The sequence below is a fragment of the Ensifer sp. EB106-03-01-XG145 genome (genome assembly GCF_058792075.1).
Genome location: NZ_JBYTEC010000001.1, coordinates 661,948 through 676,277, shown reverse-complemented (window position 1 = coordinate 676,277; position 14,330 = coordinate 661,948). Strand labels below are relative to the sequence as shown.

Annotated in this window: 8 protein-coding genes; 3 read left to right on the top strand and 5 right to left on the bottom strand. The window is 62.8% G+C overall.

Going from position 1 to position 14,330, the window contains the following annotated elements; genetic code table 11:
• The first annotated feature begins 170 nt into the window (after positions 1-170).
• Together AC3WWH_RS03260 and AC3WWH_RS03255 are read left to right on the top strand one after the other, a co-directional pair.
• The gene (locus tag AC3WWH_RS03260) at positions 171-3,827 is read left to right on the top strand and encodes a PAS domain S-box protein (RefSeq protein WP_058320472.1); all 3,657 of its coding nucleotides are present in this window, start codon (positions 171-173) and stop codon (positions 3,825-3,827) included.
• Between the two features lie 200 nt (positions 3,828-4,027).
• Entirely contained in the window at positions 4,028-5,602 is a 1,575-nt protein-coding gene (locus AC3WWH_RS03255; RefSeq protein WP_245299033.1) for an ABC transporter permease, read from the top strand.
• Between the two features lie 300 nt (positions 5,603-5,902).
• Here the strand turns inward: AC3WWH_RS03255 and AC3WWH_RS03250 are convergent, their stop codons facing one another.
• A complete protein-coding gene (locus AC3WWH_RS03250; RefSeq protein ID WP_058320474.1) occupies positions 5,903-7,855 on the bottom strand; it encodes an acetoacetate--CoA ligase in 1,953 nt (650 codons plus the stop codon).
• 185 nt (positions 7,856-8,040) lie between these two features.
• On the opposite strand from AC3WWH_RS03250, the gene AC3WWH_RS03245 reads away from it, so the two are divergent.
• Positions 8,041-9,864, top strand: a complete 1,824-nt coding sequence (locus tag AC3WWH_RS03245; RefSeq protein WP_058320541.1) for an AsmA family protein — start codon at positions 8,041-8,043, stop codon at positions 9,862-9,864.
• Between the two features lie 60 nt (positions 9,865-9,924).
• Here AC3WWH_RS03245 and AC3WWH_RS03240 read toward each other — a convergent pair whose 3' ends face one another.
• The 4 genes from AC3WWH_RS03240 to AC3WWH_RS03225 form a co-directional block, all read right to left on the bottom strand.
• Positions 9,925-10,770, bottom strand: a complete 846-nt coding sequence (locus tag AC3WWH_RS03240) for an ABC transporter permease subunit (RefSeq protein ID WP_058320475.1) — start codon at positions 10,768-10,770, stop codon at positions 9,925-9,927.
• Between the two features lie 3 nt (positions 10,771-10,773).
• Positions 10,774-11,685, bottom strand: a complete 912-nt coding sequence (locus AC3WWH_RS03235; RefSeq protein ID WP_057250993.1) for an ABC transporter permease subunit — start codon at positions 11,683-11,685, stop codon at positions 10,774-10,776.
• Between the two features lie 4 nt (positions 11,686-11,689).
• Positions 11,690-12,832 (bottom strand): ABC transporter ATP-binding protein, encoded by a 1,143-nt coding sequence (locus tag AC3WWH_RS03230; RefSeq protein ID WP_057250995.1) that lies wholly within the window; start codon positions 12,830-12,832, stop codon positions 11,690-11,692.
• A gap of 104 nt (positions 12,833-12,936) precedes the next feature.
• A complete protein-coding gene (locus tag AC3WWH_RS03225; protein WP_057250997.1) occupies positions 12,937-14,031 on the bottom strand; it encodes a polyamine ABC transporter substrate-binding protein in 1,095 nt (364 codons plus the stop codon).
• Positions 14,032-14,330: the final 299 nt, after the last annotated feature.

The window sequence follows — 14,330 nt, the reverse complement described above, 5'->3', positions numbered from 1 at the left end:
TAGTCGATCTCCTTGTGCATTGCAATAAAATTGTGCAGCGCACAAAAACCCGGGCATTAACCTTTCGCGGTGAAAGCCGGGACGAAGCTTCGGGCCTCGCTGGACCCCCGCGGATCCGCCGGGTATTAATAGAGTGTTAACCCGTAAGCGATCCGTCAATAGGCCCGTTCATGCCCGCGAGACAGTATCCTTTCATCGACATCGCCGTGCATGCGCGGGTGCGAGAGCATTTCGCCCGTGGCGATGCGGCGATCCTGTTTTCGCGGGACTTCGCACGCATCCTCTGGGCAAACGATCAGGGCGCCGCGTTCTTCGGTGCCGGATCGATCTATGACTTCATCGATGCAGGACCGGAACAGAACGATCTTTCGCTGCGCCAGTTGCGCGCCGCAGCCGCGCAACTCGTGCGCGTCGGCGATCGCCGCCAGCTTTCGATCCGCAAGTACTCAGGCTTTCGCGGCACGCCGCTCAATGTCGCCGTCGAAATGATCCGCGTTCGGCCGGACGAGGATGCCGTGCTCTTCACCGCGCCGCATGCAGGCGCACCGCTTTCGATCGAAGATCGGGCCGCACGCATGATCGCCGGCCTGGACGGCCCCGACACCCACATGGCCGTGCTCGACAGCGAGGGCGCCGTTGTCGCGCATTCCTCGGGTTTTCCCGACCTCGGCATGTCGGACGAGACGCGCAAGCAACTCGTCGTCGCGGTCTCGCGCGACCACGACTGGCTGATCAAACGGCCGGTCGCCACCCGCAAGGGCCATCTGCCGGCAGCCGTCGGCAAGATCGCCGACGATCCGTCGCTGCACCTGCTCTTTGCCGTCGAGACCATTCTCGGCACTCTCGACCCCGAGGAACACTCTCCTGCAGCCGAGCAAGCGCCGGTGTTGCCGCCCGTCCAGGATCAGGGTCCGGACGAAAGCGAGATTGCGACCGACGCCGAATTGGCAACCGACGAAATGGGCGACGAACCGGCCGCAAGCCTGGCGCCGCTCGAGCCGTTGGAAACGGCTGACGAACCCGACGCATCGGACGTCGAACAGCAGATCGACAACGGTGTCGAGGTCACGGATGAAGTGGGCGTCCTGGCGGACGCTGTCATCGAGCCGGAGCCGTCCAGTACCGCCGACGAGACGACAATTGCACCGTCCGCGGACGAACCCGACGCAGAGGACCTGAGCGTCGAGACCACTGAAATCGCTGCCGAAGCGGCTGTCGTCGAGGCAGCCGAAGACGAAACGGCCGAAATCACCGAAGTGGACAAGGCTGCCGGGGAGCCGGCGGAGTTCGTCTTCACGCCCGGCGGTCGTGCGGTGCGTTTCGTCTGGAAAATCGATGCCGAGGGCCGCTTCAGCGAAATCTCCGAGGAATTCGCAACCGCGGTCGGCCCGCGCGCGGCCGACGTGATTGGCGCAAGCTTCACCGAAGTCGCGGTACGCTACGACCTCGACCGCGACCACAAGATCGGCACGCTGCTGCAGCGACGCGACACCTGGTCCGGCAAGACGATTTTCTGGCCCATTCAAGGCACGAGCCTCAAGGTTCCGGTCGATCTTGCGGCTTTACCCACCTATTCCCGCTCGCGCGAATTCGACGGCTTCCGCGGTTTCGGCATCGTGCGCCTGGCCGATGCCGTCGAGGACGAGAACGCCAACGGCCTGGCGCTCGGCCTCACCGAGGCGGAGACGGACGAGCCCCTGCCAGAACGGGCCGAGAGCGAAAGTCCAGCCGGCGAGGCTGAGGCCGAAGGCCGGGTTGCGGCCGGACCGCAGGCCGAAGAACAACCGTCGCCCGCACCTGAACCTGCGACAGAGACTATCACGGGCGAAGGCAGCGCTGCCGAACCCGAAGACCTGCCGCTTTTCTCGGTCGTGCCGGAAGCAACGGAACTTCCACCTGAAGAGGAAAGCCTTGTCGAAGAGCCCACGCCCCCCTCGAATCCCTTCCAGGGCGAGCGCCCGGTGCTGCGCGTCGTCGAGACACCAGGCCGGCGAACCTCCGACAAGGTCGTCGAGCTTGAGCAGCACCGCGCGGCGAACGGGCTGACACGCGGCGAACAGGCGGCCTTTCGCGAGATCGCCCGGCAACTGGGCGAGAATTTCGGCAAGCCGCCTGAAGAGGAAGACGCCGCGTCGGAAAGCGGCAAAACAGTCAGCGCGGCAACAGACGGGCCCCTCCTTGCGGGTGAGAACGACGACACCGCTTCGCTGCAGCCCCCGTCGGACGAGCCGGAAATTGAGGACGCAGCACCTGTCGCGGCAAGCGGAAGCGAAACCGAGCTTGACGCAGAGACACGCGACGCCGCCAGCGAGACCGACGTCCAGCAGCAAACGGCCGACATCGGTCTTAGCGGCGAGATCCTCGACAGCCTGCCGATCGGCATGCTCGTCCATCGCGGCGAGCAATTGCTGCATGCCAATCCGGAGTTCCTGCGGCTCACGGCCTATAGCGATCTCGGCGCGTTCGCACAGGAAGGCGGCATAGACGCGCTGTTTGCCAACGGCGAAGAGGCGATCGACGGCGAACCCGACGGCACGATGACGCTGATCCGCAAGGACGGCCAATTGCGGCCGGTCATCGCGCGCCTGCACTCGATCCGCTGGGGCGGCAACAGCGCGCTGATGCTGGCACTGACGCCGGCAAGCGCGCCAAGCGTCCAGCCGGCCAAGAGTGACGAGGCGGTGGCAGGCGGCGAACAGGTCGATCGCCTGAAGACGGAAATCGACGAGCTCAAATCCATTCTGGAAACGGCCACCGATGGCGTGGTCGTTCTCGGCCATGACGGCGATATCCGCTCGGTGAACCGCTCGGCGAGCGCGCTCTTCAACTATGACGAGGCCGAGATCCGCGGCAAACCCTTCGCGGCGCTCTTTGCCCATGAAAGCCAGAAGGCCGTGATCGACTACCTGCACGGCCTTTCCGGCCACGGCGTCGCAAGCGTGCTGAACGACGGCCGCGAGGTGATCGGGCGGGAGGCCAATGGCGGCTTCATCCCTCTGTTCATGACCATCGGAAGGCTTTCGGCATCGAACGGCTTCTGCGCCGTGATCCGCGACATCACCCAGTGGAAGCGGACGGAAGAAGAGCTCCGGAACGCCAAGCGCGCGGCGGAAACGGCAAACGCCCACAAGACCGAGTTCCTAGCCCGCGTCAGCCACGAGATCCGCACGCCGCTCAACGCGATCATCGGCTTCTCCGACATGATGGCGAGTGAACATTTCGGCCCGGTCGGCCACCCGCGCTATATCGAATATGCCGGCGATATCGGCCGCTCCGGCCGCCATGTGCTCGATATCGTCAACGATCTCCTGGATATCTCGAAGATCGAAGCCGGAGAGATGGAGCTCGACTTCGGCGCCGTCGAGATCAACGAGGCGGTTTCCGAGGCCGTGTCTCTCGTCCAGCCCCAGGCCAACAGCCAGCGCGTCATCATCCGCACCTCGCTTTCGGCAGCCGTGCCGAACGTCGTCGCCGATGGCCGCTCGATCAAGCAGATCGCGCTCAACATCCTGGCCAATGCCATCCGCTTCACGCCCTCAGGCGGTCAGATCGTCGTGTCGACCTCCTACGAGGCGAACGGCAGCGTCATCCTGCGGATCCGCGACACCGGCGTCGGCATGACGCGCAACGAGCTGGACCAGGCGATGAAGCCATTCCGACAGGTGACGACGGGCGCACGCAAGCGCGGCGACGGCACCGGGCTTGGCCTGCCGCTGACGAAGGCCATGGCCGAAGCGAACCGGGCGCACTTCTCGATCACCTCCGCGCCGAACGAAGGCACACTGGTGGAAATCTCCTTCCCGTCACAACGCGTCTTGGCGAACTGAGACCGGATGTTATAAGGAAATGTTGACTCACGGTGGCCAGTTTGCTGGCTGCCGGTTAGCTATTCCTGCCGTCTCGCTTCGGAATCGATCGATTGCAGTCCATCACTCAGAGAACAAAGCGGCGTCTTGCACGTGCAGGAACCGGTCTTTCCCATCCTCTCCTGGCGACCTGGGCCGGCCTGACGTCGGTGATCGTGCTGATGCCGATCATTGCGATCGCGTGGCTCGCTGTTTCGGGCGGGGGCGGCAACTGGCCGCATCTCATGGAAAACGTCATTCCGCGCGCAACCGGGCGAACGCTGCTCCTCGTTTCGCTGACCGGTGCCACCACGGCAATCATCGGCATCCTGACCGCCTGGCTGGTGGCAAGCTGCGAGTTTCCGCTTCGCCGATTTCTTTCCGCCGCCCTGGTGCTGCCGCTCGCCATCCCCGCCTATCTTGCGGCCTATGCCTTCGGTGAGCTCTTCACCTTCACCGGGCCGGTGCAGAGCCTGATCCGCTTGATCTTCGGCTTCAAGACGAGCCGCGACTATTGGTTTCCGGATATCCGCTCGCTCGGCGGCGCGGTGCTGGTGCTGAGCTCGGTGCTCTATCCCTACATCTACCTCGCCTGCCGCTCGATGTTCCTGATGCAGGGACGGGCGGCTGCGGACGTCGCGCGCACGCTCGGCGCCGGTCCGCTGAAAGTGTTCTTCCGCATCCAGATCCCGATGGCGCGCCCGGCGATCATGATCGGCCTGACGCTGGTTGCGATGGAGACCTTGAACGATATCGGTGCCGTCGAATTCCTCGGCGTGCAGACGCTGACCTTCTCGATCTTCGATACCTGGCTGAACCGCGGCAGTCTTGCGGGCGCCGCGCAGATCGCCTGCATCATGCTGGTCTTCGTCATCGGCCTGATGATGATCGAACGGGCCGCACGCCGTCGCCAGCGTTTTTCCAGCCAGAAGACGACCTCAGCCGTCCACGACGCCGTCCGGCTGTCGCTGACCGGCTGGAAGAAGTGGGCGGCAATGTTCGCCTGCCTGCTGCCCGTCCTCTCCGGTTTCGCCGTGCCGTTCTTCATCCTCGGCAATTTTGCCCTGAAGCGGATCGACCAGTTCGTGGAGCCTCGCCTTCTGAACGCGCTCTTCCACAGCATCCTGGTTTCGGGCGCGACGGCGATGGCCACGGTATTGCTCGGCTTCGTGCTGGCCTATGCGGCGCGCACCGGGCACTCCCGCGTCTCCGACACGGCCGGGCGGCTCGCCTCCTTCGGCTACGGTGTGCCCGGCACGGTGCTGGCGATCGGCGTGCTCTTTCCGCTCGCTGCTCTCGACAATGCGATCGACGCCGGCATGCGGGAAACCTTCGGCATCTCCACCGGCCTGATGATGACCGGCACCGGCTTTGCCATCATTTATGCCTGCAGCGTGCGCTTTCTTACAATGGCGGAAGGCACGCTCGAAGCCGGCTTCCAGAAGCTCTCTCCGCATCTCGACATGGCCGCGCGCGCGCTCGGGCGCACGGGCGGACAGACCCTGCGCACCGTGTTGCTGCCGATGATGCGCCCAGCCGTTCTGACTGCAGCCCTGCTCGTCTTCATCGAAACGATGAAAGAGCTTTCCGCCACGATCATGCTGAGACCCTTCAACTTCAACACGCTCGCGACCCTCGTCTACGAGGACGCCTCGCGAGCGAAGGTGGAGGATGCTTCGGTCGCCGCCATGATCATCGTCATCGCCGGCATGATCCCGGTCATTGCCGTGTCGCGGTCTCTCGAAGGCCGATCCTGATAGGTATCGGGAAGCCCGCCCTGCGAGTTTCTGACGGCAGCAACGGCATAAAAAAAAGGTGGCTGGGAGGCCACCTCGATAATCGAATGCTAAACCAACAAGTGCTCGAGAAGGGATGACATCATGTCTGCGGCGGCATCGCTGCCGAGCGCCGACTTACATCGACCGGCCTCAAGTTGACATGACCATGCGCCCCCAATTCTTAACAAGACCTTACCAGGCGGCTCCGCAATTTTAGTGATTTTTCAGCAAGTCTGAAGGCGTGGTTAATTCGGGGAGCGCCAACAAGTTAACGCGCCCTCAATTTTTAAGGGCCTCGAGCCCGGCAAAAAGGTCGAGCGCCTCGGGGTTGGCGAGCGCCTCCTTGTTCTTCACCGGACGGCCGTGCACGACGTCACGAACGGCAAGCTCGACGATCTTGCCCGACTTGGTGCGGGGGATGTCGGCGACCGCGATCACCTTCGCCGGCACGTGGCGCGGCGACGCGCCGATGCGGATGCGGTTCTTGATCGCCTTGGTCAGATCGTCGGTGAGCGCGATACCAGATGCGAGGCGAACGAAGAGAACGACGCGTACGTCGTCTTCCCAATCCTGCCCGATGCAGAGGGCTTCTGCGACCTCCTCCATCTGCTCGACCTGATTGTAGATCTCCGCAGTGCCGATGCGCACGCCGCCGGGGTTCAAAGTCGCGTCGGAGCGGCCGTGAATGACGATGCCGCCATGTTCGGTCCATTCGGCAAAGTCGCCATGGCACCAGATATTGTCGAAGCGCTCGAAATAGGCGGCGCGATACTTGGCACCCTCCGGGTCGTTCCAGAACATCACCGGCATCGACGGGAACGCCTTGGTGCAGACGAGCTCGCCCTTTTCACCGCGCACGGATTGCCCCTCGTCGTTCCAAACGTCGACCGCCAATCCGAGGCCGGGCCCCTGAATCTCGCCGCGCCAGACCGGCTTCAAGGGATTGCCGAGCACGAAACAGGAGACGATATCGGTGCCGCCGGAGATCGAGGCGAGCTGGACGTCCGACTTGATGCCTTCGTAGACGAAGGAGAAGCCTTCCGGCGACAAGGGCGAACCGGTGGAGGTGAGCAGCCTCAGGGTGGAGAGATCATGGGTCTTGGCCGGCACGAAGCCGCCCTTGCGGACCGCATCGATGTACTTGGCCGAGGTGCCGAACACGGCGAACTTCTCGGCGGCGGCATAGTCGAAGAGCACGTTGCCGTCGGGATAGAAGGGCGAGCCGTCGAAGAGGCAAAGCGTGGCGCCGACCGCCAGGCCCGAGACCAGCCAGTTCCACATCATCCAGCCGCAGGTGGTGAAGTAGAAGAGGTTTTCGCCGCGGCGCAGGCCGCAATGGAATCGGTGCTCCTTCAGGTGCTGCAGCAAGGTGCCGCCGGCCGAATGAACGATGCACTTCGGAACACCCGTCGTGCCCGACGAAAACAGCACATAGAGCGGATGGCTGAACGGAAGCCGTTCGAACGTCAGCGCCTTCGCCTCGAACGGCGCGATGAAATCTCCGAGAGTCTTGCCGCCCGCGATCGAGGCCGCAAGCGCTGCGCTGTCGCCGGCATAGGGTATGATCAGCGCCGGCACTGCAAGGCTCGCGGAGACCGCGCGCACCTTCGCGTCGACGTCCTGGCGCTTGCCGTTATACCAGTAGCCGTCGCAGGCGATGAACAGCTTCGGCGCGATCTGGCCGAACCGATCGAGAACGCCCTGCTCGCCGAAATCGGGAGAGCAGGACGACCAGATCGCCCCGATCGAGGCGGTCGCCAACATCAGCGCGATGGTTTCCGGCATGTTCGGCATCATCGCCGCGACGCGATCGCCCGGGCCGATGCCCTGCGCTTTCAGCGCCTGCTGTAGTCGCGACACCAAAGCACGCAGATCATTCCACGACAGGCGGTAGTCGACCTTGTCCTCACCGCGGAAGACAAGCGCATCGCCATCGCCGGTTTCGCGAAGCAGGTTCTCCGCGAAGTTCAGTTTCGCTTCGGGGAAGAAACGGGCATCGAGCATCCGGTCGCCATTGACGAGGGCAGTCGCGCCACGCTCGCCGACGACGTTGCAATGCTCCCAGACGGCGGTCCAGAAGTCACCACGCTCGGCCACCGACCATGCATGGAACGCGTCATAATCCGCAAAGGTTCTGCCGAAGCGTTCGCTGCACCAGGCGATGAATTCAGCCATGGGGCTATGCGCACGGATCTCGGGACTCGGAACCCACAACGGCTGCTCTGCTTGCATGCTTTCCTCCACTCCTACTCCATGCTCTCTATACCATGCTGCATCGCAAAATAAACAGTACCTGCAGTCGTCTCGGCATCGCGCCGGCGACATTTACCTGTCTGTTTCCTGTCCGTCGCATTTGATTTCTGAAGACCGAAGGCCTATCCAACATGCGAGATCCAAGCGATGGCGACCGGGCAGACATGACACGGAATTTCCTGCATAAGATGCGCGACGCACGCCTGCGGTCGCGGCTCAGCCGTCGCCACTTCCTGTGGGCCGCAGCGATCGGAGTGGGGCTTGCTGTCGCCTACAATGCCGCACTGCCTCTGCTGATTTCGACCGCCGACGTGCGCCCGACGGTGGAGCACATGCTCGACGCCTGGTCAGGTGGGAAAAGCCGGATAACAGGCAATCCCGAGATCAGCTTCTGGCCAGAACCGACCCTCATCCTGCGCTCCGCGACGATCGAGACGGCAGATGGCACATCGCGCAAGCTCGTGCATATCGGCAGCATAACCGCGTCCTTCAGCCTGCTTTCAGCCATCGATGGCGACCCGGACCTCGAGGACATCCGCTTGATCGAGCCGGTCGTCACGCTGGAAAGGCGGACGGATGGCACGCTCAACTGGCAACGCCCACACTGGTTGACTGTGCCGGAGCGATCGACCTCCGGCGACGATACGCCCTTCGGTGACGTCACGGTCGAAAACGGACGCCTGCAGGTCATCGATCTCATTACCAATCAGACCCGTGAATTTTCCGGCATCTCCGGAACGGTCAAGTGGCCGTCCTTCTCCGAGCCTCTGGGCGCCCAGTTCTCGGGCAGCCTTGGTGGACAGCTGGTGACCTGGACGCTCGACTGCAACGAACCGCTGGCGCTTCTTGCCGGCCGCGATACGACGCTCAGGACATCGCTGACCTCAACGCCATTGAACCTCTCTTTCGAAGGCGTCGGCAGTCTCTCACAAACACCGATCAGTTCGGGCCGGCTCCAGCTTTCGACGGCATCCCTGCAAACGCTGGCGGCCTGGTTCGAGGGCAAAGCCGAGCGTGCCCTGCCCGATAGCAGTTTCAACCTCAGCGCCAATGTCACGACAGGTGATCGCTCCCTGAAACTCGACGATCTGCAGCTTGCTCTGGGCGGCGCCAACGCGACCGGTGTTCTCGACGTCTCCACGCCAGCCAACGATACGCCCCGTATTGAGGGCACGCTCGCCTTCGACCGCATCGGCCTCAACGGTTTGCAACCCCTCATCGATCAATTGCCGGTGGAGCCTGACGACATCGCCAAGCAGCTCGGTGACGCTTTCGCGCGGACCTGGCGTGCCGATGTCCGCCTGTCGGCGCAGGAGGCATTGGTCGGCCCGCTGCGGCTTGTGGATGTGGCGGCCGGCATCATCATCGACCATGGGCGCGCTTCCATCGACATCGCCGACAGCACCTATGCCAATGGCCGGCTCAGTGGCCGGATCGCCGTCTCGGAAGCCGGGTTGGCAAAGGGCGGCAAACTCGAACTTGTCCTGAAAAATGCCGACCTCGCCGCAGCACTCGCGGACTTCGGGTTTACCGGCCCGATCCCGTCCGGCCGCGGCAACGTCAACTTCGACCTGGTGACCGAGCATCCGTTCTGGACTGAGCAGGCGGCCGAGGCTTCGGGCCGCATCAGGCTCTCGCTCGCCAACGGCACCCTCTCCGGTTTCGACGCAAACGCCTTTGCGGACCTGGTCAGGGCGGGAGAGTTCTTCTCGTTGGCTCAGGCGAGCGATGGCAGCTTCGCCTTTCAAACGGCGGACATCGAAGCCAGTTTCGGCCAGGGGTCGGCGCGGCTGAACCAGGCGCTTTTCACCGGCCAAACCGGCAGTCTCTCGGTCAATGGCGTCATTCCCTATCGCACCGGCAGCCTGGCGCTCGCCGGCACGTTCATCGACACGCTCAATGCCGGACAAAGGCTGCGCTTCTTCGTCGGCGGGTCCTGGCCGAATGCGGTGATCTCGCCCCTGTCGGTCCTCGGCGAACCCAACTGAAAACGGCCGGCGTCGAGACACTGGCCGTTGGCTTGCGGTTCATAACGGACAAAAGCCGCTTCACGCCAAGCGTGGAGCTTCTCCCGCTCCGGATTGCGCAAAGGCCGCGCGCTCGTCTCGCTCGCGCTGCGCCTCGCGCTGCTTGGTGACGATGGAGGCAACGACGACCCCGATTGCGACAATGCCGATGAGGATCGTGCAGATCGCATTGATTTCCGGCGTCACGCCGAGCCTCACCTGGCTGTAGATCTTCATCGGCAGCGTCGTGGCGCCCGGTCCCGTCGTGAAGCTCGAAATCACCAGATCATCCAGCGACAGCGTGAAGGCCAGCACCCAGCCGGAAAACACTGCCGGCGCGATAACCGGCAGCGTGATCGCAAAGAAGGTGCGGACCGGGGTGGCGCCGAGATCGAGCGCTGCCTCTTCGATCGACTGGTCGAAGCTTAAGAGCCGTGACTGCACGACCACGGCGACGAAGCACATGGTGAAGGTGATGTGCGCCAGCGTGATCGTCCAGAAGCCGCGGTCAAGGCCGATCGCGACGAAGAGCAACAGCAGCGACAGGCCGGTGATCACCTCGGGCATCACGAGCGGCGCGTAGACCATGCCGGAAAACAGCATGCGACCACGGAAGCGCGTGAAGCGGACGAGCGCCAATGCGGCGAGCGTGCCGAGCACGGTCGCGCAGGTCGCCGAGATCAGTGCGACGCGGATCGTCACCCAGGCGGCATCGAGCAGCGCCTGATTGTGCCAGAGCTGCGTGTACCATTTGGTCGAAAAGCCCGCCCAGACCGTGACAAGCTTCGACTCGTTGAACGAGAAGATCACCAGAAGCACGATCGGCAGGTAGAGGAACCCGAAGCCGAGCACGATCGAGGCGATGTTGAAGCGAGACCAGGTGCCCATCTCCTACTTCCCCTCGCTGTCGGCTTTGGCCTGCGCGTTCTGGAAATAGACGATCGGCAGCACCAGGATCAGAAGCAGAATCGTCGCCACTGCCGAGGATACCGGCCAGTCGCGGTTGGCATTGAACTCGTTCCAGAGGGTCTTGCCGATCATCAGCGTTTCCGAGCCGCCGAGCAGGTCGGGGATAACGAACTCGCCGACCGCCGGGATGAAGACGAGCAGGCAGCCGGCGACGACGCCCGCGAGCGAGAGCGGGAAGGTCACGCGCCAGAAGGCCGTAAACGGCGTGCAGCCGAGGTCGAGTGCCGCTTCGGTCAGGGTGTGGTCCATCTTCTCGAGCGACGAATAGATCGGCAGCACCATGAAGGGCAGATAGGAATAGACGATGCCGATATAGATCGCCCAGTTGGTGTTGAGGATGATCAACGGCTGGTCGATGACGTTGATACTCATCAGGAACTGATTGAGCAGGCCCTCGGGCTTCAGGATCGCGATCCAGGCGTAGACGCGGATCAGGAAGCTCGTCCAGAACGGCAGGATCACCAGCATCAAGAGCGTCGGCCGAATGGTCTTCGGTGCCTTCGCCATGCCGTAGGCGACCGGATAGGCGATCAGCAGCGTCAGGACAGTCGAAACCGCCGCGATGATGACGCTCGATACATAGGCGTTGAAGTAGAGGACGTCTTCCGTCAGCCAGACATAGTTGTCGAACGAGAACTCCCGCGCCTTTTCAAGGATTCCGGACAGGCCGCCAAAGAGATCGAAGACCGGCGTATAGGGCGGCATCGCCACTGCCGTCTGCGACAGCGAGATGCGGAAGACGATGAAGAAGGGGATGAGGAAGAAAAACAGCAGCCAGGCATAGGGGATGATGATGACGAGGCGGCTGAAGAGAGCGGATGCGACGCGTGTCATGGTCTCAATCCTTCAGAACGACGCCGGCGTCTTCGCCGAAGGAAATCCAGACCTCCTGGTCGTAGCCGAGTGGATCCTCAACCGCGCGCACCGCATTCAGCGACGACGCCTTGATCACGCGTCCGTCCTTCAGGCGCACGTGGAAGACGGTCATGTCGCCGAGATAACCGATATCCCAGATCTCCCCCTGGACGGCGTTGACGGGCGCGTGTGCCGGCGGCTGGCGGCTGACACGAATCTTTTCCGGGCGGACGGCGACGGCGGACTTGCCGCCTGTAGCCGGTCTTTCGGGCGACGCCATGCGGATCGGGAAGCCGTTGGTGCCTTCAAGGCGCACGTAGCCGCCGTCAGCCCCGCCGACTGCTCCTTCGAAAATGTTGACGTCGCCGATGAAGTCCGCGACGAAACGGGAATTCGGCGCCTCATAGATCTCGGCCGGGGTCGCGACCTGGATGACCTTGCCGTGGCTCATCACCGCAATGCGGTCGGCCATGGTCATCGCCTCCTCCTGGTCGTGCGTCACGACGACGAAGGTGAGGCCGAGTTCCTGCTGCAGGTCCATCAGTTCGAACTGGGTTTCCTCGCGCAGCTTCTTGTCGAGCGCGCCGAGCGGCTCGTCGAGGAGCAGCACCTTCGGCCGCTTGGCAAGCGAGCGGGCGAGCGCGACGCGCTGACGCTGGCCGCCGGAAAGCTGGTGCGGCTTGCGCTGGGAAAACTTTTCGAGCTTCACCAGCTTCAGCATCTGCGCGACGCGCGCAGCGATATCCGCTTTCGGCATGCCGTCCTGCTTGAGGCCGAAGGCGATGTTGTTCTCGACCGTCATGTGCGGAAAGAGCGCGTAGGACTGGAACATCATGTTGACCGGCCGCCGGTAGGGCGGGATGCCGGCGAGGCTCTGCCCGTCGAGAATGATCTCACCCGACGTCGGCTGCTCGAAGCCGGCAAGCATGCGCAGGAGCGTCGACTTCCCGCAGCCCGACGCGCCGAGGAGCGCAAAGAACTCGCGTGTGTAGATATCAAGCGAAAGGTCGTCGACGGCGGTGAAATCGCCGAACCGCTTTGTCACGTTCTTGACGGAAATGAATGGCTTGGAAGCGGGATCCGCCCAGGGGGCAAAGGACCGCCGAATACTGCCGAGAGACTTCATCATCTATCCCCGAATGATACAGCCGATTGGGCGCTCTTGTTTTCCCCGGCGCCCATTAAGAAAATTGCCCGGATTTTGAGGTCCGGGCAATTCGTTTTCCGCTCTTACTGGCCGGTTACGACCTTTGTCCAGAGTCGGGTCAATACCCTCTGTTCCTTCGCCTCGAAGGGCGTCACCGTGAACAGTTTCTGCATCACCTCTTCCGACGGATAGATGGCGGTATCTTCCAGAACGGCCTTGTCGAGGAACTGCTGCGAGGCCTTGTTGCCGTTGGCGTAGAAGACGTAGTTCGATGCCTTGGCGACGACTTCAGGTTTCATCATGTAGTTGAGGAAGGCATGGGCTTCCTCGACGTGCTGCGCATCGGCAGGGATCGCGAACATGTCGAACCACATCTGCGCACCCTGCGACGGGATCGCATAGTCGACGGTCACGCCGGCCTTCGCTTCGGCCGCGCGGTCACGGGCCTGGAAGACGTCGCCGGAGAAACCGACCGCAAGGCAGATGTCGCCGTTGGCGAGCGCGTTGATGTATTCCGAGGAATGGAACTTGCGCACGTTGGGACGGATGCTTGCCAGGAGTTCGGCCGCCTTTTCCAGATCGGCAGCATCGTGGCTATCCGGATTGAGGCCGAGATAGGCAAGCGCCGACGGCATGACGTCGGTCGGGGAATCGAGGATGTGGATGCCGCAATCCTTGAACTTCGCCGCCAGTTCCGGCTTGAAGATCACGTCCCAGTTGGGCTTCTCGTCCGTGCCCAGGATCGCCTTCATCTTGTCGACATTGTAGCCGATGCCGGTGGTGCCCCACATGTAGTCGACGGCGTATTCGTTGCCCGGATCGTACTTCGCCGTACGCTCCATGATCACGTCCCACATATTGGAAAGGTTCGGCAGCTTCGACTTGTCGAGCTTCTGGAACACGCCGGCGGCGATCTGCCGCTGCAGGAAGGTTGCCGTCGGCACGACCACGTCGTAACCCGAACCGCCCGCGAGCAGCTTCGTCTCCAGGATCTCGTTGGAATCGAAGACGTCATAGACGACCTTGATACCGGTCTCCTTGGTGAAGTCTTCCAGAATGCTGCTGTCGATGTAATCCGACCAGTTGTAGACGTTGACCACGCGCTCCTGCGCCGAGGCCAGCATGGTCGAACCGGCCAGTACGGCTGCCGCCAGGGTTGTGACGATGAGCTTGGACATACAACTCCCCTTTTGATTTTTCGTATCGGGCCCGGCATGCCGGGACACCGTCCAATCCGCTTCGCTCAGGCCGGAGGTTAGGCATGTTTCTCGATAACCTCAAGCGCTTTCGTGCCAACAAAAGGCGCCGCCGCATCGGTCGGTGTTTTTCACAAGCCAAGGAAAATCGGGCACTTATGGCAAGCCGCCGGGCGGCTGCTTAAACCGGGCGTCACCGCTCGCCGCAGTTAACCATGTCGATGCTCGACATGTACGGACCGACGTTTACAATTGATTAACCATGATCGCCGTGCGATTTT